The 20661-nt window shown below is 53.1% G+C and carries 20 protein-coding genes and 1 pseudogene; 10 read left to right on the top strand and 11 right to left on the bottom strand.

Translation table 11 applies throughout. The annotated features are described in order from the left end of the window. Positions 1 to 57 precede the first annotated feature (57 nt). Positions 58 to 1857: a M3 family oligoendopeptidase gene (locus AC27KL_RS17840; RefSeq protein WP_339322321.1), complete on the bottom strand. Its 1800-nt coding sequence runs from the start codon at positions 1855 to 1857 to the stop codon at positions 58 to 60. Between the two features lie 130 nt (positions 1858 to 1987). Here AC27KL_RS17840 and AC27KL_RS17835 point away from each other — a divergent pair, with 130 nt between their 5' ends. Further along, complete coding sequence (locus tag AC27KL_RS17835) at positions 1988 to 2158, top strand: YycC family protein (protein WP_339322322.1); 171 nt, start codon at positions 1988 to 1990, stop codon at positions 2156 to 2158. Beyond that, on the top strand, positions 2155 to 2385 hold the full coding sequence (locus tag AC27KL_RS17830; protein WP_339322323.1) for a hypothetical protein: 231 nt from the start codon (positions 2155 to 2157) through the stop codon (positions 2383 to 2385). Before AC27KL_RS17835 ends, AC27KL_RS17830 begins: the two co-directional genes overlap by 4 nt. 53 nt (positions 2386 to 2438) lie before the next feature. On the opposite strand, the gene AC27KL_RS17825 is transcribed toward AC27KL_RS17830, so the two are convergent. After that, positions 2439 to 3140, bottom strand: a complete 702-nt coding sequence (locus tag AC27KL_RS17825; RefSeq protein WP_036708959.1) for a DUF2225 domain-containing protein — start codon at positions 3138 to 3140, stop codon at positions 2439 to 2441. Positions 3141 to 3599: 459 nt separating this feature from the next. Between AC27KL_RS17825 and ylbJ the strand changes: the two genes are divergently transcribed. Continuing rightward, on the top strand, positions 3600 to 4856 hold the full coding sequence (gene ylbJ / locus AC27KL_RS17820) for a sporulation integral membrane protein YlbJ (RefSeq protein WP_487170528.1): 1257 nt from the start codon (positions 3600 to 3602) through the stop codon (positions 4854 to 4856). A 69-nt stretch (positions 4857 to 4925) separates the two neighbouring features. Then, positions 4926 to 5729 (top strand): NAD kinase, encoded by an 804-nt coding sequence (locus AC27KL_RS17815; protein ID WP_339322326.1) that lies wholly within the window; start codon positions 4926 to 4928, stop codon positions 5727 to 5729. 69 nt (positions 5730 to 5798) lie between these two features. Here the strand turns inward: AC27KL_RS17815 and AC27KL_RS17810 are convergent, their stop codons facing one another. Beyond that, positions 5799 to 6149, bottom strand: a complete 351-nt coding sequence (locus AC27KL_RS17810) for a YutD family protein (protein WP_339322327.1) — start codon at positions 6147 to 6149, stop codon at positions 5799 to 5801. A gap of 44 nt (positions 6150 to 6193) precedes the next feature. Further along, on the bottom strand, positions 6194 to 7099 hold the full coding sequence (gene lipA, locus AC27KL_RS17805) for a lipoyl synthase (protein WP_339322328.1): 906 nt from the start codon (positions 7097 to 7099) through the stop codon (positions 6194 to 6196). A gap of 154 nt (positions 7100 to 7253) precedes the next feature. On the opposite strand from lipA, the gene AC27KL_RS17800 reads away from it, so the two are divergent. Beyond that, a complete protein-coding gene (locus AC27KL_RS17800; RefSeq protein WP_339322329.1) occupies positions 7254 to 8339 on the top strand; it encodes a M23 family metallopeptidase in 1086 nt (361 codons plus the stop codon). A gap of 16 nt (positions 8340 to 8355) precedes the next feature. Here AC27KL_RS17800 and AC27KL_RS17795 read toward each other — a convergent pair whose 3' ends face one another. From AC27KL_RS17795 to yunB, 4 genes are all read right to left on the bottom strand, one after another. Then, positions 8356 to 8970, bottom strand: a complete 615-nt coding sequence (locus tag AC27KL_RS17795; RefSeq protein ID WP_339322330.1) for a hypothetical protein — start codon at positions 8968 to 8970, stop codon at positions 8356 to 8358. 1 nt (position 8971) lies between these two features. Next, positions 8972 to 9214: a hypothetical protein gene (locus AC27KL_RS17790; protein WP_339322331.1), complete on the bottom strand. Its 243-nt coding sequence runs from the start codon at positions 9212 to 9214 to the stop codon at positions 8972 to 8974. Then, positions 9211 to 10110, bottom strand: a complete 900-nt coding sequence (locus AC27KL_RS17785; RefSeq protein ID WP_339322332.1) for an FAD:protein FMN transferase — start codon at positions 10108 to 10110, stop codon at positions 9211 to 9213. The genes AC27KL_RS17790 and AC27KL_RS17785 overlap by 4 nt, the downstream gene beginning before the upstream one ends. A gap of 1007 nt (positions 10111 to 11117) precedes the next feature. Beyond that, positions 11118 to 11963: a sporulation protein YunB gene (yunB, locus tag AC27KL_RS17780; protein WP_339322333.1), complete on the bottom strand. Its 846-nt coding sequence runs from the start codon at positions 11961 to 11963 to the stop codon at positions 11118 to 11120. Between the two features lie 306 nt (positions 11964 to 12269). Between yunB and AC27KL_RS17775 the strand changes: the two genes are divergently transcribed. Then, positions 12270 to 12938: an RNA polymerase sigma factor gene (locus AC27KL_RS17775; RefSeq protein ID WP_339322334.1), complete on the top strand. Its 669-nt coding sequence runs from the start codon at positions 12270 to 12272 to the stop codon at positions 12936 to 12938. A 45-nt stretch (positions 12939 to 12983) separates the two neighbouring features. Next, positions 12984 to 13571 (top strand): ATP-dependent Clp endopeptidase proteolytic subunit ClpP, encoded by a 588-nt coding sequence (gene clpP / locus AC27KL_RS17770; RefSeq protein ID WP_487170527.1) that lies wholly within the window; start codon positions 12984 to 12986, stop codon positions 13569 to 13571. Between the two features lie 93 nt (positions 13572 to 13664). Here the strand turns inward: clpP and AC27KL_RS17765 are convergent. Further along, positions 13665 to 13899: pseudogene (locus AC27KL_RS17765) on the bottom strand (radical SAM protein); the annotation flags it as partial. Between the two features lie 110 nt (positions 13900 to 14009). Between AC27KL_RS17765 and AC27KL_RS17760 the strand changes: the two are divergent. The 3 genes from AC27KL_RS17760 to AC27KL_RS17750 all read left to right on the top strand — a co-directional run bounded on the left by AC27KL_RS17760 (position 14010) and on the right by AC27KL_RS17750 (position 16749). Beyond that, positions 14010 to 14687 carry a GntR family transcriptional regulator gene (locus AC27KL_RS17760; RefSeq protein WP_487170526.1) on the top strand — a complete coding sequence of 226 codons (678 nt, stop codon included), beginning with the start codon at positions 14010 to 14012 and terminating at the stop codon, positions 14685 to 14687. 110 nt (positions 14688 to 14797) lie between these two features. Continuing rightward, complete coding sequence (uxuA, locus tag AC27KL_RS17755; protein WP_339322337.1) at positions 14798 to 15886, top strand: mannonate dehydratase; 1089 nt, start codon at positions 14798 to 14800, stop codon at positions 15884 to 15886. Then, positions 15883 to 16749 carry an SDR family oxidoreductase gene (locus tag AC27KL_RS17750; RefSeq protein ID WP_487170525.1) on the top strand — a complete coding sequence of 289 codons (867 nt, stop codon included), beginning with the start codon at positions 15883 to 15885 and terminating at the stop codon, positions 16747 to 16749. Before uxuA ends, AC27KL_RS17750 begins: the two co-directional genes overlap by 4 nt. 179 nt (positions 16750 to 16928) lie before the next feature. Here AC27KL_RS17750 and pulA read toward each other — a convergent pair whose 3' ends face one another. Both pulA and AC27KL_RS17740 read right to left on the bottom strand, forming a co-directional pair. Continuing rightward, complete coding sequence (gene pulA / locus AC27KL_RS17745) at positions 16929 to 18893, bottom strand: type I pullulanase (RefSeq protein ID WP_487170524.1); 1965 nt, start codon at positions 18891 to 18893, stop codon at positions 16929 to 16931. 53 nt (positions 18894 to 18946) lie between these two features. Further along, positions 18947 to 19609, bottom strand: coding sequence for a CatB-related O-acetyltransferase (locus tag AC27KL_RS17740; RefSeq protein WP_487170523.1), 663 nt, complete (start codon positions 19607 to 19609; stop codon positions 18947 to 18949). Positions 19610 to 20661: the final 1052 nt, after the last annotated feature.

The raw sequence follows: 20661 nt of genomic DNA, 5'->3' as shown, positions 1-20661 counted from the left end.
CGCCATCAAGGGCGGTTTTTCCTGTTTTTATCGTTCCGTGCCGAGTTCAAGCAGGCCTTAAGCCATAGAATCGGTCATGGCCAAAAATTCTTCCACGTCTTGTTTGAGGAGATCGGAAGCGCTTTGCCAGAACTCCCGTCCGGTCAAGTCCGCATTCAAATGCTTTTTCGCCAGCTCTTCGACGGTCATGGCGCCGGTATCCTGCAGTAGCGCATCGTATTTGTCCGCGAAGCCGCTGCCTTCCTGAAGCGCCTGCGCGTAGATGCCCGTGCTGAACATATATCCGAACGTATACGGGAAATTGTAGAAAGGAACGCCGGTGATGTAGAAATGCAGCTTCGAGCACCAAAATGTCGGCTCATAAGCCGATAAAGCGTCGCAATACGCTTCTTTTTGCGCTTCTTCCATCAAATCGTTTAACTCCTGGACGCTAAGCAAACCGTTTTTGCGTTTTTCGTAGAAGCGGGTTTCGAACAGGAAACGGGCGTGAATGTTCATGTAGAACGCAACGCTCCGCTGGATTTTGTCCTCAAGCAGCGCAAGCTTTTCCTGCTCGTCGCCGGCTTTTTTCACCATGGCGTCGGAAACGATCATTTCCGCAAACGTCGAAGCCGTTTCGGCCACGTTCATCGCATAGTTTTGGTTGAATACCGGAAGGTCGTCCATCACGTGCTGATGATATCCGTGTCCCAGCTCATGCGCGAGCGTAGACACGTTCGAAGCCGTGCCGCTGTATGTCATGAAAATCCGCGTCGCTTTGCTGACAGGCAGGGAGGTACAGAACCCGCCAGGGCGTTTGCCGGGACGGTCCTCGGCTTCGATCCACGACTTGTCAAAAGCCATTTCGGCAAAATCGGCCATTTTCGGGCTGAATTTGCGGAACTGCTCCACGATCGTTTCCGCCGCTTCCTGGTAAGACACGGTGGAGGAAACCTTGCCGATCGGCGCTTCGACATCGACCCAGCTCAGTTTGTCGACGCCGAGAAGCTTGGCCTTGCGTTCCATATATTTGACCAGCATCGCCTTGTTGTCCTGAATGACGCCCCACATCGCGTCCAGCGTCTGCTTGGACATGCGGTTGATGGCGAGCGGCTCCTTCAATACTTCGTCCCAGCCGCGGCGCTCATACAGCTTTAAGCGGAAGCCGCCCAGATGGTTTAACGTATCCCCGCAAAAATCGGCCTTCTCGGCCCATGCTTCCTTCCACTTGACGAACATGGAGTCGCGGACTTCCTTATCCGCGTCATGCAGTTTGTTATGCGCTTGCCCCGCGGACAGCAATACGGTCTCCCCGTCTTTTTCGAACGGGATTTTGATATGGCTGACAACGGTATCATAATGATCGCCCCAGCCATGGTAACCGTCTACGGCCAAATCCAGCGCCAGGCTTTCCAGCTCAGGGCTCATCTTTTCGCGTGCCTGATCCCTGCTTTCATTCAGGACGAAGGAAATCGGCTGCACCTCTTCGCGCTGCATCCAGGCTTTCCAAGTATCGTCGTCCGTGCGGGCGAGAAGATCGTCGAACTGCGTGGTAATCGTGCTGAGCAGCGCATGCAAGCCGGTGATGCGGCCGGAGAGCTGAACGGCTTTTTTATCGCTCTGATCCTGTGCCTGCAAACAGCTGACAAACGCGCTGCCTTCGGAAAGGCGGGAAATGCAGCTGCTCATCGATGCGATGATCGCGTCGAACGCTTCCGTCTCCTGAACGCTGGCCGGAGCTTGGGCGGCTTCCACGTCCTGCTTCAGCTGGCGGAGATCCTTCTCGAGCGTATCCAGGAACGTTTGGTATTCCGAAGAAGATGAACCACCCGGAAATATGGATTCCAAATCCCAGGTCAATTTCAATGGGTTATTCATAAACAATCACCTTTCTTTGAATAGGATTTCAATTGAACGGTTTTCGTGATAAGGTGTATTACGTAAGGGAACAATCCTGCAAACAGGTCCCAAAGGGACTGAAATAGATCCGAATGGAGGGATGCTTGCCATGAAACCACTGCAAATCTCGCCGGAAACGGCCGTCAAGCTGTCCGAAAAACTGGGAGTGCCGCTCGAACATCTCATGCACATGCCGCAGCATATTTTGCTGCAAAAAATCGCGGAGCTCGGCAAAGAACCGGCCGATGCCAAAGAAGCGGAAAAGAAGGACAAGCCATGATCCCTTTTTCGCATACTTGGCCTTACGACAAACAGATGGGCGACATCTATGTGCATGAATGCCCTTTTTGCGGTGCCCGGAACGTGAGGTTGAACCTGAAGCCCAGCGAACTGAAAACCGTCAACGAAGGCCGCAAAAAGCTGGTGGTTTTCCCCTGCTGCAGCAGCAGGTTGAACGTCATCGAAACGGATAACGACTATCTTCGCTTCGACCAGCCTGTCCGATAAAATAACCGTCTTTGTACGCAAAACACGCATGAGTCATGCGTGTTTTTGTTTGCTTAAGCCGGATTCATTTCGGACGGCAGCTCCAGTTTGCGGGCCAGCATTTGCTCGCGGAGAACGCCCCATTGTTCGCGGGAGGCCCGGATCATGGCCGCGTCGATGATGTTTTTGTCGTTGATGACCCGCGAGAACCAACGGACCGCTTCGTTGAAAGCGCCGATTCTGCGGTTCAGCTCCCCGATCAAATATAAAAGACGGGCGTTGTTTGCGCCCACGCCTTCGAGTTCATAAACTTTTATGTATGATTCCAGGCAGTATTTCAGGAAACGCTGCTCTTGTTTTTCGTCTCCTTTATACCGGTACAGCCAGGCGATGTGGTGAAGCAGGCTTGCGATGATCCGCTCCCTTTCACCGATCGTCTGGGCGACGAGCAAAGCGAGCTTGTACGTTTCCAAAGCCGCTTCCCAATTCCGGCGCCCTCCGAAGTCCTTGCAGGTCCAGCGGCTGCTGATGCTGCTTTCGAACCGCCTTTTTTGCGAATCGTTCAGCCGTTCCATCGAGTTTTCCGTCGAGGCAAACCCGCATTTGGGGCAAACCCTGACGACGTAGTAATCCGGATTTTCGTCCTTGTAATACGCGCAAAAGTCGGAATCGGTCCGGATGGCTTTCTTGAAGCTGGGACGGACCCGCGAGGTTTGAAATTCATGTTCGCAAAAACTGCAGGTTACTTTAATGGTATAAAGAGGTTCTAAAGCCACATCCCCACGTTCCTTTCATGTCTTTCGTTCTATAGTCTGTGGATCCATGGTGTTTCAAGCAGGCAGGACCCAAAAGCCGAAGAGGCGCATGGTTTCATTTCCAAGTATATCAAAAAACAAAAAAAGGCGCTAAACGTTTGTTTAGCTCCTTCAAGATAATGATTAGTAGCTGCTCCAATCCTCTTCCCCAGGATGGACCAGTGAGGCGCGAATGACATACACGAAGGCGCAGACCAGAACACCGGCGACAATACTCATGATCCCATCACTCCATCCATATATTCAAATTTAATCCTTTAAATTGAGGTTTTGTTTGTATATTTTAACATACATTCGCCAAAAAAACACCCGTTTTTGTAAACGCTTTCTAACTTTTTTTGTACTGTTTGTCCGATGCGAAACATAAATTTTGGGTATACAGGTTCATTTCCATTGACCCATGAACAGGAAGGTGTGACTATGTCCGTAAAAAAGCTGGGTCTTCCGATCATGATCGTTTCACTTGCCGCGCTCCTTCTACTCATGATGCTGTTCCCGGGGGCATACCTGGAATCCGCCTTGCGAGGCCTTGAGATATGGTGGGACGTCCTTTTTCCTTCCTTGTTCCCGTTTTTTATCATTTCGGAAATCATGCTTGGCTTCGGCGTCGTCCATTTGTTCGGGACGCTGCTCGACCCGCTGATGAAGCCGTTGTTCCGGATTCCCGGCAGCGGAGGATTCGTTGCGGCCATGGGTTACGTATCCGGCTACCCGATCGGCGCCAAGCTGACGGCCAAGCTGTGGGAACAGAACATGGTGACCAGGGACGAAGGCGAACGGCTCGTCGCTTTTACGACGTCTTCGGATCCGATTTTTCTGATCGGAGCCGTCTCCGTAGGATTTTTCCATGACCCGAAAATGGCGGTTATTTTGGCGATTTCCCACTACGGCGGCGGTTTTTTGATCGGGCTGCTCATGCGTTTCCACGGGAGCCGGCACAGCATGCCTGCGGCTTCGGGCGCTTCGGGCAAATCGGCGCAAAACGTAAAAAATCGGCGCAGCCGGATTCGGCGTGCTTTTGCGGCGATGCATCATGCAAGAATGGAAGACGGCCGGAGTTTGGGCGAAATGATACGGCAGGCCGTGGAATCCTCATTAAGGCTTATTATTGTCGTTGGAGGGCTAGTCGTATTCTTTTCGGTTTTTTTGGAGCTTCTGACCCAGGCCGGCGTGATGAGGAGCTTGTACCTGGTGCTGGAACATTTGCTGAAGATCGGGGGGTTCCCCCCTTCGCTGTCCGAGGCCCTTGTGGGCGGGCTTTTTGAGGTGACGCTTGGCGCCCGTTCCGCCGGAGAAGCGGCGGCCTCCATTCCACTGCCCTTCAAAGCGGCGGCGGCGGCGTTTATTTTATCCTGGGGAGGCCTTTCGGTTCATGCGCAAATCGCGAGCATCCTGCATGCCACCAATTTACGGTACCTGCCGTTTATGTTTGCCCGCCTGATCCATGCCGTTTTGGCGGCGGCGCTTGTCCTGCTGCTGTGGAATCCGGTGATGGGCAAGCTGTTGCCTGCACCTGCATTCCAGCCCTTCGTGCCGGACCCGGGGTTTGCATGGGCTCCCGGCGCGTTCGCCGACCGGTTGGCGTACTTCTGCCTCTTGATCGCGTTCATTACCGCAGCCTCGCTGTTATGGACGTTCGTTCGCTCGATCTGGCGGCGGCTGCATGCGGAAAGGTGAAATAACGTTGTGTTATGCTCCGATATTGTTTATGATCTTTATATCCCCAAATAAAGGAGCTTAACTCTCTTGAGATATTATGTTCTGGATCGCGGTGATCAGTTATCCGTTGATTTAAGTGAGCAGTTCCACAAGATGGCGGCCAAGCACGGTTTTCGGCTCGATGCCGAATCCCCCGAGATCGTCGTTTCGATCGGCGGCGACGGGACGATGCTTCATGCTTTCCATACGTTTATCGACCATATTCCCGATATCGCTTTTGTTGGCGTCCATACCGGCCATCTCGGCTTTTACGCCGATTGGCAGGCAGACGAGCTCCCGCAGCTCGTCGAGCTGATGAGTTCCGCCAGCAAGTCCGGCTCCGTCCGGCCGAGGATCGTGAAATATCCTTTGCTTGAGCTGGAAATCCACCGGAAATCGGGCAATACTTCCTATATCGCTTTAAACGAGTTTACGCTGAAAGGCATGGACGGCACGGTCGTCGCCCAGGTGGACATCAATGACCAGACCTTTGAGATGTTCCGCGGCGACGGAATATGCATCTCGACTCCGACCGGCAGCACCGCGTACAACAAAAGCCTTGGCGGCGCGATGGTGCACCCGACGATCGAGGCGCTGCAGATTGCGGAAATCGCGTCGATCAACAACCGCGTGTTCCGCACGATGGGATCTCCCCTGCTGCTGCCGAAACACCACCATACCGACATTTTTTCGCGAAAGGAACAGCGGCTGCTGCTCACGATCGACCATATCAACATTCAAGTGGACGATTTGATTTCGGTGCGCTGCCAGGTCGCGAAGGAAAAGGTCAGCTTTGCCCGTTACCGCCCGTTTCCGTTTTGGAACCGCGTCAGGGAGGCTTTCCTGGGTTAACATGCATCATTCATAAAAGCGGCCTGCGTGCCGTTCAATAAATGGGTTTAAGCAAAACGAAAGCGGCTCCTATTGGGAACCGCCTTTTGCTTTTTCGGGCTTATCTTTTTCTTTATCTTTTTCCTTGTCCTTCTCTTTCGGCTGAACGTCCCGGTTCTTTTGCAGAACGAAGTAAGCACATCCAAAATTGCAGTATTCGTTAATGTAGTCCACCATGCCGGAAAAAGCGGTGTCTTTGGTGGCTTTAGGATGCTTATCCCGGTAAAATCCCTTCAACCGCAGCTGGTTGTAACCCCAGTCTCCGACGATGTAATCGTAGCGGTCCAGCACTTCGCTGTAACGGTCGCGAAAGGCTTCAGGGTTCCAACCGTTTTTATGGTCTTTCAGCAGCTCGTAGCTTTTTCCGCCTATCAGAATCAAATGTGCTCCCCCTGCCTTCCACTGCTCAAATGAATAAATTGATTTTATTTATGGCTTGCCGCCGATTTCACCTGCTCGTGGGCATGATAGGAACTGCGGACGAGCGGTCCGGATTCCACGTGGCTGAAGCCTCTCTTCATGCCTTCTTCCTTCAGCTTGGCAAATTCGTCAGGATGATAATATTTAACGACGTTCAAATGCTGCGGCGACGGCTGCAGATATTGGCCGATGGTCATGATGTTGCAGTCCACGGCGCGCAGATCGTCCATTGCCTGCAGGATCTCGTCCCATTCTTCCCCTACGCCGAGCATAATGCTCGATTTGGTCGGAATATCCGGCTGAAATTCCTTCGATTTTTTCAAAAGCTCCAAGGAGCGGTCGTATTTCGCTTTCGCGCGGACGCGATTCGACATGCGTTCCACGGTTTCGATATTGTGGTTCAAAATATCCGGCTTGGCGTCCATCACAACCTTCAGCGCATCCCAGTTCCCCATGAAATCGGGAATAAGGACCTCGACGCTGCACAGCGGCAGGCGTTTGCGGATCGCCTTAATCGTTTCGGCAAAAATACCAGCGCCTCCGTCGGAAAGATCGTCCCGCGCAACGCTTGTGACAACGCAATGCTTCAGCCCCATGTTTTCGGCGGCTTCCGCAACGCGCTCAGGCTCCTGCAGATCCAGCTCGGTCGGTTTTCCCGTGTTGACCGCGCAAAAGCGGCAGGCGCGCGTGCAAATATCGCCCAAAATCATAAAAGTCGCCGTGCGGTTCGCCCAGCATTCGTATATGTTAGGGCAACGCGCTTCTTCACACACGGTATGTAGTGTCTTCGAGCGCATCATGCTCTTGATTTCCTGATAATTGTCACCGGTTGTCAGTTTGATGCGAATCCAGTCCGGCTTTGGTTCCTTGACGGTTTGTTTAGGCAATGATCTGACCTTCTTTCGCTTCATGGTTTTACTGCTGCATGCCCCATATTATATCATGAAATACCCCAAAATACTTCCATTTCTCTACCCGGGATAAAATGACTTCCCTTGTATCAATCTAAGTTTATGACCGTTACGTCCGGAAACTTCGATAAAAGCTGCCAGCAGGAGGTTAACGATGAAAAAATCCGAATCCAAGCCGAAAAAAGCGCGCCGTTTGTTGATTAGCGCAACCGCCGCAGCGGTTCTTTTCGGTACCGCGGCTTGTCCTGTTAGGGGAAGCGCCGATCCCGAATCCGCCACAACCGCCGAATCTTTGGACAAGATGAGCCGGGAGGACATACTTGCCTCGCGAAAAAAGCTTTACGATAAAATAGCGGCGACCACCCGGATTCCATGGTACCGGATCGCCGCGGTCGACCAGTACGAGCATACGCTCACCAAAGCCCATCCGAAAGACCGCAGCCACCCGAAACGGCTGACCGGCATTTACATGAACGAACCGGTCTGGAGCGGGATGTTCAATCCCGACCGGAACGACAGCAACCCCCGTTCCATCAGCATCTTCAACGGCTACGGCAAAGACGGGTCGGGCGACGGCCGCGCCGACATCAACGACGATATGGACGTGCTTTACAGCATGGCCTCCTATCTTCTTCGGCACGGTCAATCCGAGGACGACTTTGGCATCGCCTTATGGGAGTATTATCATAACAGCCGGTCGGTGCAGCGCATTTTGCAGTTTTCCAAGCTGTACGAAAAATTCCAAACCCTCGATTTGTCCGGACATGCCTTTCCGCTCCCCGTTTCGGCTTCGTATTCGTACCGGGACACGTGGGGCAGCGGGCGAAGCTGGGGCGGATACCGCATCCATGAAGGAACCGATATTTTCGCGCCGTACGGAACCCCCGTCCGCAGCACCTGCTACGGCATCGTGGAGCTGAAAGGCTGGAACCCGTTTGGGGGCTGGCGCATCGGCATTCGGGACCTCGATAACCGGTACCATTATTACGCGCATTTGCAAGGCTTCGAGAAAAGCCTCAATCAGGGCGACATCGTCACCCCCGGCCAAACGATCGGCTGGGTGGGCAGCTCCGGTTACGGCAAGCCGGGCACCCAAGGCAAATTCCCGCCGCATCTCCATTACGGCATTTACCGCGACAGCGGATTGGCCGAATGGTCGTTTGATCCCTACCCGCTGCTGCGCCACTGGGAGGCGGAGGAACGGAAGGCGATCAAGGCCAAAAGAAAAGGGACCTTCTGAGCGAAGGTCCCTATTGTCATTTAAGAAATCGTCTTAACGCGTTTCCCGCATCGTCCGGAGCTTGCGCTTCCATGACGATGAGCTGCCGTTTATGATTCGCCTGCCGATCGATCAGATAAAAGACGAACAACGTTAGAATCACCACGACCGCGGTTCCATATAACGTTTTGCCCCACCATGCGGACGTGTCGGAGCCCATCCACAACGCGTGCCCCAACATGAGCAGCCAAGAAGGGAACACCAACAAATGCACCGCCTTCCACACCGAACGTTTTAATCGGCTCATAAGGAGGTCCGATGTGAATAAAACAACAAGCAGCAAATAAAAGGAAATCATGCCCAGCGAGGTGGCCGCCCGCATATAATCCGATACGAACGGGACGAATATTGCAGCGAATGTATACGGCTGGTACCGATCGATCATAAGGATCAGCATATGGACCAGACACGCGTTGATTCCCGCCCAGCTCGAGGAGATATGAATCAATTGAAACAAGCCCTTATGCCTTCTGAAACGGTTGAACCTGCCCAACATGCCGAACGCCAATGAAATCGTAAAAAAGAAAAAGGCGAGCAGCCCCATCCATCGAATGACATGCCAGGAACTGAAAAGTTGAAAGACCCTATCCATATCAAGACCTTCTAGTCGTTCCGTCGGTTTGATGCCTTCCTGCAAACGGCCGCTCGCCTCGGGTCGCAAACCGCTCCTCATTCGATCCGTCGAACGATGGACTGCTCTCCTGCTGCTCTACCTGGCCGTTGTTTTGGAAATCCGCCGCGTGTTGATCGGCCGAGCCGAACTGGCTTAATACGAAAGCCGAAAATGCCACGCCGCTGACGCCTATGATCCATTTTGCCTTTTTGTTCGCTTTCATGATGCACTCTCCTTGCTTCTATTTCGTACGACCGTCCCATCCTCCATAACCAGCACATACAATACGTCCGGAAAACGTTCGGCAAACCATTCCTCCCGTTCCCCGCAGCCGAGCAGAAAGCACATTTTGGCGCAAACCTCCGCTTCGACGCAGTCTCGGGCCATGACGGTCGCTTGGACGATATCCGATTCAACGACCCGGCCGGAACGGCCGTCCAGCAGATGATGTTTTGTTCGACCGCCCTGCATCCAGCTGCGGTAAAGGCGGTTGGACGTCGCGACCGCCCGATTTTTCAGGCGCAATACATCGATCGGTTCCACCCGGTTCCAAGGATCGGCAATGCCGATGTTCCACTCCTTCGATCCATCGGACCAAAGCGTCATGTCGCCTCCCCCGTCGACCATGCCGAATCCGGCACCCTGTCGTTTCAGCCATTCGGCTGCGCTTTGCACCGCATAACCTTTGGCGATGCCGCCCAAGTCCAGCTGCTCCGACGTAAGCTTTTCAATCGCGTTCCCCCCGCAAAAACGTATGGGGCGTTCCTCAAGCTGAAACGTAAAAGGCGGCGTATCATCCGCATGGGAAAACGGAAACGGGCGGTCATACCCTTGATGCTCCATGGCTCTTTTCAAAAAGGGGGAGAATCTTCCTTCCGTCAGCTCCCGATATCGCTCCGCCATCCTTAGAACATCATAGAGGGGAGGCGGCAGCCCGATCTTCACCCCTTCCGGCGCTTGATTCAGCCTACTGAGCTCATTATGATCCCGGAACCTGGACCACTCCCGGTCAACGTACGCAAACCATCGCCGCATCTGTGCTCTCCACCCGGGAGCCACGCCGTCCGAAACGGCAACCGAAAAGTCGGTGTTCATAAAGCGGCCCGCGTAATGCTGCATCGTCCTCCCCGCCTTCCGTCGGTAAAAGGTTCGCCGCCCAACGCGGCTTGTTCAGAATTATAGATTCCGATGCTTAACCGAACCTGAAAGCAAAAGGGAGCACGGCTAAAATCACTCTATTAAGCGGGGGATCTGCTCCGGTCGGTTATCCAAAGCGCCGGATAAAACCATAAAAAAGCACCTGTGTCAGGCGCTCAGGCTGTCGAGAAACCCACGTCTTGGAGACGCTGGGTTTCTCTTTTTTTCTTTGCAGTTGCTAAAAAGCCAAAGCAAAGCCCTTTAAAAAAGTTGTCTGATTTACTATTGACAGTCCAGTAAAAAGACCATTGAACGCAAAGAGATATAAGGAACCATGGAGACTAATTGAATGTGAGGAGATGTGGGGAATCGAGGGTACAATTGGACGCGAGGAGATGTAGTCAATGTGAGGAGGCAAATCAAAGTAGGGAAGTAAATTTCTAACGATTGCCACAGCGGTTAATGCCGGGAAAATGGAGGTTATGATATTTTAACGGTTCTGGTTGACGTTATTTGGGCATTATGGTGGAACTTCATATGGTAATCTTTCAAATAACCCCATTGGTAACCGTTAGAACTTACAGAGAACCATTTGAAGCCACATAGGCGCTGTCACAACCGTTAGAATTTGAGAACAGCTTACGCACAGCGATCTAACCCTGTTTGTGCCTCCGTAGACATTTCAGAGGATGATGAATTTCTCCATGAACTGCCCGGCGACGCTTGTCTGCCTACCCTTATCTGCTAAAATGCTTGTTTACCGACGTTATTCTATCGATGCTTATCTACGACACGTTCTACCCCTAACGAAAAATAGCAACTCTGTGGCGCTCTCCGTCCTCCCCTATACGGCGAGGCCCCGCTCCCAGTGCGGGACCCGCCTCACTTGCAAGATTCATCCCTCATCTCCGAAACAAAAATACTCATTGGAGCGCCTGTGTCAGGCGCTGCATGGGTTTGTCTCAACTCAAAGTCAACCTTTATATTCACTATTTCGCCTTTCCGGTCTGGGATTTCTCTTCCGCCCCGCCCTGCTCTCCGGCCGGAATTTCCGGCACCGCGGCCGCTCCCCCGCTTGGGTCCCCGGGTCCGCTCTTGTGGGATGAAGCCCCTTGGCCGGCAATGCCGGGCAGCGCGATGTTCGGCGCATTGGCGCCGTTGCTGCCGATGGGCTGGCCCTGGCTGTTGTAGTAATACATCGGCACGTCCCCGACGACCATCAGGTAGGAAACGGGAATTTCCGTATCGATCACCTCCGGCTCCATGTCAAACGGAATGACGACCGCCACTTCCACGGTGACATGGATGAAAACCTCGACCAGCACCATGTTGATGCCGGCGTCTTTTTCCCTCGTGTTCAGCTCCACTTTGACGGCCCCCTGCGGTTCGACGCGGATCGGAACGTTCGGGCCGAAAGAAGCAAGAATCGGGCTGCCCAGCGCCTGCCCCAGCGGGATGCTTTCGGAAAGCATATGCTTGTTTTGCAGCGTATTTTGCACGACCTTGAACGTCTCCGACGTGATTTTCATATGTTCGGCATAATTCAGCATAAATCCGGATACTTTGCCGGAGGAGTCCATCTTCCAGTCGATCAGCTCTTCCGCGTTTTCCCCTTTGGCCACCTGCGATGCGACGGCTTCGTTGATGGCGTCCGTTCCGATTTGCTTCATGCGGATTTTGGCCAGATGCATGATCGGGGGTTTCATGTGGTTTTCCACGTACGCAAAAAATTGCAGAAGAAGAATAAGGCACACCAATATGGCGATCAGCCATACCTTCCGTCTGCTGCGCGGTTTATTGGCGCCTCTGCTTCGCCATCTCGCCCTTCTTCTCATGTTCGCCCATCCCTCCTTTGAAGAAGAGGTTGCCTACCTTACAGCATATGTCCCTGTCCACCGAAATAACCCACAAAGTCGGGCCGAGCCATATAGCCCCTGCCTTTTGCGAACGTGGCCGATCATTCTGTTCAGGCCCCTTCCGGTTTGCCAAAAAACGGGCTTGCCGTTCTTTGATGAAGAAGGAATTTCATGCACGAACGGGTATAATGGGAAAAAGGCTGCGAATTTTTTTTGCGCGCCCGTATCCTTTAATGCCATCCCAAACGTTTATTATGTAGAGGCCTCTCAAGGAGAGTGATTAACATGTTAATCCATAAAGAAATGGAAGACGTTTACCCGAAACTGAAGCACTTCTGCCTGAGCGTGACCGGCAATCCTTGGGACGCCGAGGATTTGGCCCACGACTCCATGCTCAAGGCGCTGAGATTTTGCCAAAAGGACCCTTCAGGCAAACGAACGCCAAGCTTCCCGCTGTTGGCTACGATCGCCCGCAACCACTGGATTGACCAGCTGCGCAAAAAAGGGCGCGAAACGACGGGCCAGTCCGTAGACGAACCGTCCTCCGACAAACCGCTGGAGCTTTTGCTCAGCGGACTGGAGACGCTGATGGAGCGATTGACGCCCAAGCAGCTGCTTGCCTTCGTGCTGAAGGATGTCTTCGAATACAAGTTGTCCGATATTGCCGATGCGCTTGAAACAAGCGAAACGGCCGTCAAATCGCTTTTGCATCGGGCGCGCCACAATGTAAACGGAGAAGAGTTTCCGGAACCCCCCGCTTCCGCCCAAGAGTGGGAGCCTGTCGATGCGGATTGGTTCCAGCGGCAGCTGCTTGTTGCCATCCGCATGGAACAGCCCGAGCTGCTGCAACGGCTGGCCGTCCAACTGCGGAAAGTCAAGCAAGCAGAACCTGCGCAGCGGCATGCGCATCCATCCGGAAGCGGGTCCATATCCCTTCGGTTGCGTGCGGCGTAGCCCTTTCGCAAGGTTCATTTTGAATACCCGAAGGAGGCTGCATGCATGAACACGATTCCTTACGTCGTCGAGCAATCCCGTCTTGGGGAACGCTCGTATGATATATACTCCAGGTTGCTGAAAGACCGGATCATTTTCCTCGGTTCCGAGGTGAACGACCAAGTGGCGAACAGCATCATCGCCCAGCTGCTGTTCCTCGCCGCCGACGATCCGGACAAAGAAATTTCGCTGTACATCAACAGCCCAGGCGGATCGATCACATCCGGGTTCGCGATCCTCGACACGATGGATTACATCAAGCCGCAGGTGAGCACGATTTGCATGGGCATGGCCGCTTCCATGGGCGCATTCCTGTTCCTCGGCGGCGCCAAAGGCAAACGGTATGCCCTGCCGAACAGCGAATTTATGCTGCATCAGCCGCTAGGAGGCGCACAGGGGCAGGCCAGCGACATCGAAATTTCCGCCCGCCGGATCCTTAAAACGAGAGAAAAAGTCAACAAATTCATCGCCGAAAAAACCGGCCAACCGCTGGAGAAGATATATAAAGACACCGACCGCGACTTCTTCCTTACCGCCGAGGAAGCCCTCGAATACGGGATGGTAGACAAGATCATTACGCAGCCGCTGACCTGAAGCATTCAGGATCCTATAGGCAAAAGCTGCCTGAAGCATACATGGCTTCAGGCAGCTTTTTTCCGCTTAAGATCAACGCTAGGGCCATTCAGCACCAAACAACTCGAAATCCAGGGCATCCAGCCTAACGTTCAGGCGCCGAAGCCCCGCCTCGTACAAACTTTGCGCCTGCCGTCCAATCAGAAGTCCGTTCGTCGTGCAGCCGATATCCCCGATGCCCAGAAATGCCTTTCAGCACTCGGATCAAATCGGGGAAGCCGCGCCGCATAAGCGGTTCGCCGCCGGTCAACCGGATTTTATGCACGCCAAGCATTGTAAGTACATGTATTCACAAAGGTAATAGGGAAGTTCCAAGTTCCCTCGTCCCAACCTCGCCCAAATTTCGAGATTCCAACTCCCATACTTGTATGGTAGTATGGAACCTAGGAGGTGAACCTTATGGATGATCGTATGCTTCAACCGTCGGGCTCGGCAGGCAGCATGGTATATCAGCGGCTGAAACAGCAAATCGTCAGCTTAGAGCTGCCGCCCGGAACCTCTTTGTCCGAAAAGGAAACCTCCCTGGCCTTTGAGGTGAGCCGGACGCCGGTGCGCGAAAGTTTCGTGCGGCTGGCGCAGGAAGGATTGGTGCTTGTGCTGCCCCAACGCGGCACCCGGGTATCGCTGATCGATTCCGAGCAGGTCGAGGAAGCCCGGTTTATGCGCGAGCAGCTGGAAAAAGCGGTCGTGCGCCTGGCTTGCGGGGCTTTTCCGGAAGAGCGGCTTGCCGCCCTGGAACACAATCTTGAACAGCAGCGGGAAGCGATCCAGCGCCAGGACAGCAAAAACATGTTCGAGCTGGACGAAGAATTCCACCGGATCTTGTTTGACGGCTGCCGCAAAAGCGGAACATGGAACGTCATTCAGCAGATGAATGCCCATTTCAACCGCACCCGCATCCTGTGGCTGTGGACCGATCCGCATTGGGAGCTTCTTTATGAGCAGCACCATCAGATGTTCCTCGCGATCAAGCAGCAGCAAGCCGACCAAGCCGAGCGGATCATGATGGAGCATATGCGGCTCAGCATCGCAAACCTTCCCGTGCTCAAAGAACGTTACCCTGAGTATTTCAAGTAAAAAAAGATGTAAGCCCTACCAACTTCGAGATCTTGCCCGATGACCGGACATAGGCCGCTTCCCAAAGCTGCGGAACGTCCCGATTCATTACGTAAAAAGGCGGTGTAGATATGCGTATGGTATTCCGGTGGTTCGGCGAGGGAAACGACACCGTTTCGCTGAGCCACATCAAGCAAATCCCCGGCGTGGAAGGCATCGTTTGGGCGCTGCACGACGTGCCGGCCGGAGAAGAATGGCCGATGGAAAAAATCCTTGAGGTCCGCGACCAGGCGGTAAAACACGGCCTCCATCTCGACGTGGTCGAAAGCGTCAACGTTCACGAGGACATCAAGCTCGGCCGGCCGACCCGCGACCTGTATATCCAAAATTACATTGCAACGATCGAAAAGCTTGCGCAGGTCGGCGTCAAAGTGATTTGCTACAATTTTATGCCCGTTTTCGATTGGGCCCGGACCGAACTGCACAAAAAGATGGACGACGGCTCGACCGCGCTTTTTTTCGAAAAATCCCGCATCGACGGCATCGATCCGTTTAAGCTTGTCGAGGAGATCAACCGGAACAGCACCTTGACGATGCCGGGCTGGGAGCCGGAACGGCTGGCGCATTTGACGAGCCTGTTTGAGGCCTATAAAGGCGTTTCCGCCGAGGATTTATGGGAACATCTTGCTTATTTCCTCAAAGCCGTCGTACCCGTGGCCGAACGCTGCGGCATTCGAATGGCCATCCATCCGGATGACCCGCCATGGCCGATTTTTGGCCTGCCGCGCATCATTACCGGCCAGGAAAGCCTGCGGCGGCTGCTCCGTATCGTGGATAGTCCTTCCAACGGCATCACGCTGTGCAGCGGTTCGTTCGGGGCCAATCCGGAAAACGACATCATCGGCATGATCCATGAGTTCCACGAGCGGATTCCGTTCGCCCATATCCGCAATGTCCGCGTTTACGACAACGGCGACTTCATCGAAACCTCGCACCGCACCCAGGACGGAACCGTCGACATCGCGGGGATCGTCAAAGCGTACCACGACCATGGATTCAGCGGATACGCCAGACCCGACCATGGCCGCCATCTCTGGGACGAAGAATGCAGACCCGGATACGGGCTTTATGACCGGGCGCTTGGCATTATGTATTTGTGGGGATTGTGGGATGCTTTGGAGCGGGTCGAACCCATCCACGGAAAAGGAGGAACCGTATGAACATCAATGCGAATACGATGCCCATCCACCCAGCCTTGAAAGGCAAAACGGCGGTCATTACCGGCGGGTCGGGCGTATTATGCCGGGCCATGGCGCTGGAGCTTGGCCGTCAGGGAGCCCGGGTGGCGATTTTGAACCGGACCGCGTCCAAAGGCGAAGCCGTCGCCGAAGACATCCGCGCCGCAGGCGGCACCGCCGTCGCCATTGGCTGTGACGTCACCGACAAAAACAGCGTCGAGGCGGCGGAAAAAGAGGTCCGCGAGAATTTTGGCGGCTGCGACATCCTCATCAACGGGGCGGGCGGCAACCATCCAAGCGCCAACACGACCAATGAAATTTATCGGAGCGGCGACGAAGCGCTGCCGGATGTCACGTCCTTTTTCGACGTCAGCGTGGAGGGCTTCCGGAACGTCATGGATTTGAACTTTATCGGCACCTTCCTTCCGACGCAAATTTTCGCCAAGCATATGGCAGGCCGCCCGGGAGCGACCGTGCTGAACATTTCCTCCATGAGCTCCGTCAGCCCGATGACGAAAGTGCCTGCTTACAGCGCGGCCAAAGCGGCCATCAACAATTTTACGCAGTGGCTTGCCGTGCATTTTGCGGAAACGGGCATCCGCGTCAACGCGATGGCTCCGGGTTTTTTCCTTACGGAGCAAAACCGCACGCTGCTGACGAACCCCGACGGCTCGCTTACCGAACGTTCTCATAAAATCATCACCCATACGCCGATGCGCCGTTTTGGCGTCCCGGAGGATCTGCTGGGCACCATGCTCTGGCTGGTCGACGATACGGTATCCGGCTTTGTCACGGGAACCGTCATTCCCGTGGACGGAGGTTTCATGGCCTACTCGGGCGTTTAGACTAAGCCTGGAGATCCAAAACATCGTACCCTGAAAGATAAAAAAGCAAAGAACGGGATCAAGGGAAAAACGTAAAGAGGCGGAACGTTCTCGCCTGCAAGCCTTGGAACCCGTGATACCGGCGCGCAAAAAGGGGAAGCCCGTCGCATTCGCGATATGGGACTTCCCCTTTTTTGGGATTATTGTTTGACTTCCAGCACGATCAGCCCGATGCCGCCGGCGGTCAACCGGTCCGGGTTCAAGGATCGAATATGTTCCTCGCCCATGACGGCGCTCCATTCTCCCAACGTTGGAAGCGGAAGGATCGTTTCCTCGGCCCTGGCATGATACAGCACATACAAATGCTTCGACGGGTCGCCGCCGGCATGATCGCGCAGCGTATATGCCACGCATCCCGCGGGCGCTTCTTCGAACACAAGATGCGTCTTGATCTGCTCCGCCGTACGAAGGCGGAAGGCCGGATGCTCTTTCCGGAGCCGGATCAAGCGCCGCACGTAGTCGACTTCGCAGGGGTGGACGGCGCAGCGCTCCCAATCCAGCCAATTGACTTCATCCGGCGATTTGTAGCTGTTTTCAACGCCGTTTTTGGTACGCATAAATTCCTGGCCGGCATGGAGCAGCGGGATGCCTTGGCTGGTCAGCACGATCGCCGTCCCGAGGCGGTGCATGCTTTTCCGCATGTCATCCCCGATTCCTGGCGTCGAAAGCACCAGCTTATCCCACATCGTGTGATTATCATGGCATTCGGCGTAATTGACCGTTTGCACCGGCTCTTCGGCATACTGCCGCAGCCTGTCGCTGTACCGGATTCCTCCGGCCACGCCTTTTCGGATATCCTGTTCAAAGCCGGTCGCCCCGCTGATAAAACCTTTGTTTTCATGGTTGAAAATGCTGCCTTTGACCGCATCCCGCAGCCCGTCGTTGAATTGGCCGATTCCCGGAAGCTTGGCGGCATTCGCCTGGTTGGCCCGCTTCTCGGCAGGCAGCGTCGTATCGGACATATTCCAGCCTTCGCCGATCATGATGATGCTGGAATCGATTTCATCCAAGCGACGGCGGATTTCATTCATCGTTTCGATGTCCATCAGCCCCATCAGGTCGAACCGGAAACCGTCAATATGGTATTCCTTCACCCAATGCAGCACGGAATCCACGATGAATTTCCGGGCCATTTTCCGTTCGGAAGCAAATTCGTTGCCGCAGAAGGAGCCGTCCGACAGCGTCCCGTCATCCCTGTAGCGCAGGTAGTAGCCTGGCACAAGCTTGGTAAAGTTGATGAAATACCAATCGTACACATGGTTGTACACGACGTCCATTATGACGCGCAGGCCTTTGTCATGCAGCGTCTGCACCAGCTGCTTCAATTCCTTGATCCGCACGGCGGGATCATAAGGATCGGTTGCATAGGAGCCTTCCGGCACATTGTAGTTTTTCGGATCGTATCCCCAGTTGTACTGCGGAACGTCGGATTTTGCTTCGTCGACGCTTTCGGTCGCAAAATCGTAAATGGGCATCAGCTGGACATGCGTTACCCCAAGGCTGCGGATATGATCAAGTCCGGTCGGGATCTGTTTCGGCCCCCGCGTCCCCTCTTCGGCTAACCCGAGATATTTTCCGCGATGGGAAATCCCGCTCTTTGGATGAATGGACAAATCCCGGAGGTGCAGTTCGTAAATGACCGCATCCACCGGCGATGCAAGCGGAGGCCTATCCTCCGTCCAGCGCTCCGGGTTCGTCGCTTCCATGTCCACGATCGCCCCGCGGTCCCCGTTGATTCCTACAGCCGTGGCATAAGGATCCACGCCTTCATTCCACTGCCCGCCGATTTTCACCTTATAGTTGTAGCCGATTCCCTTGTAATCGCCTTCAAGGGTCAGGGTCCACGTCCCGCCTTCATCGCGGGTCATGTCCATCTCTTCGGCAAACGTGCATCTCCACACGGGATATAACAATACCTTCGCCTCGGAAGCCGTTGGCGCCCATAGACGGAACTTGGTTGCCTCCGGCGTATAACGTACGCCAAGGTCGTCGCCTTCATACGCAAATAAAGAGTCGAATTCCGGATCAAACACGGAAATGCCCTTCGTCACCGCCGGATTCCCGTAATCGACCACCACGCCATGATGCTCTTTTTGTACCGACACGCATGCCACTCTCCATTAATTTGTCATTGTCATTATGTATATGATATCAAGCCTTATCCATCGGTTGCATCGGCTTCCTTCACATGATTCAGCAGTTCTTTTAAGGCTGCCTTGTCATGGCCCGTCAACACCGGAATGGATTCCGTTATTTTTTCAATATCCCAATCCCACCACTTTAAGGCATGAAGCATCTCTATGGTTTCTTCGTCGAATCGATAACGGATTAATCGGGCCGGGTTGCCTCCGACGATAGAATAAGGGGCCACATCTTTGGTCACCACGGCGTTTGAGGCGATGATCGCGCCGTTGCCGATGCGAACCCCGGGCATGATCGTAGCGTTGTAGCCGATCCAAACATCATTTCCGACATTTGTATCGCCCTTGTAACCTCCGCTTAAATTCGTTAATCCCGTTTCCCAGTCTCCGCCAAACGCCCCAAAAGGGAACGTCGTAAACGAATTGATATTATGATTCGCCCCGTTCATGATAAATTTTACGTTCGATGCAATTGCGCAAAATTTTCCGATGATAAGTTTATCCCCGATAAAATCAAAGTGATAAAGAACGTTTTTCTCAAAATTTAGCGGATTATCATGATCATCGTAATATGTGAAATCCCCGACTTCTATATTAGGATTGACCACAATGTTTTTTAGGAAACAGAGACTTCTGACATTTTTCATCGGAAAAACGCTTCTCGGATCCGGAACGCTCATCTCGCGACCTCCTTCAAGATATTATTGTACTACATCACAATCCACCTGCTTTATCGAAATCAACAGCTCTTAGAATCCATGCTGCTGAGGCAGGGCATTTACGCGGCCTTTCCATTATATTCGGTCATGGCCCGCTATAAGCTTAAAGGCAGCCGCTCCTTGTATTGCAAGGGTTGACTGCCTTTAAGCTATCCCGTCAGAATGTATTTTTTAAGCCTTGATGTATGTCGGAACCGCTTAAGCTTGGCAGGATTCACGGCTGGTTAAAAATGCTGTAACCAACAAAAAATTACTGTCTAAAAACTTCCTTACTCCAACACGCCCCAAGCCTTCTCCCCCACTTCTGGGATAAAAATTCTAGTCCCTTCATGTCAGGTCACAAGGACAAAAAACTGGTAAAGAACTGGTTCAATTGTGAACGAAAATAGATAAAAATTGGTGTCCGAAAGGCGGGGAAAATGACAGGGGAAACGCGGGGATGAGGGTCTAAAAATCCGAATAAGGATCTGAGAAAAGCCTTCTCCATAACTCCTAAACCCTTGATTCACCTGGGTTCTACGATGATTTTTTCGCCATTTATTAATTCAATGTACAAATCGGATGCTACAGTATTCGTCAGTTTAGCCACACCTTCTTCGAATCCTACAATGTCTTTGCACCATTGTAATAAATGAATCATAATCGTAAATTCCATTTCATTTTCTTTGCCCCATATCCTCTTAGTGAGGTCAGTCGGCGTCAAACCGAGCATACCACTAACTTGTTCTTGTTGTTTTTAATTCAGGAAGTTTTTGATACTATAAAATGCCTTTATTTTCTCCATTGATGCTGGTTCCATGGTCATTGATCTCCTTATCCATTAGCCAACTACAAGCCAGTTATTTTATGTTCGAAAATTATTTTGGAGATGGGACTGTTTATTAACAAATGAGTGTTTTGCATAATTCCGTTTCAGAGAAGAAGCGATAGCATATTCACTGTCGTTAAGGGGTAATTTTCGAAAATGGTATTATATGGATGAAGAAAAGGGCAGACTTGCAGAATTTTAGAAC

This window comes from Paenibacillus sp. YAE3 (assembly GCF_057546105.1).
This window is presented reverse-complemented; position numbering and strand designations above follow the sequence as displayed.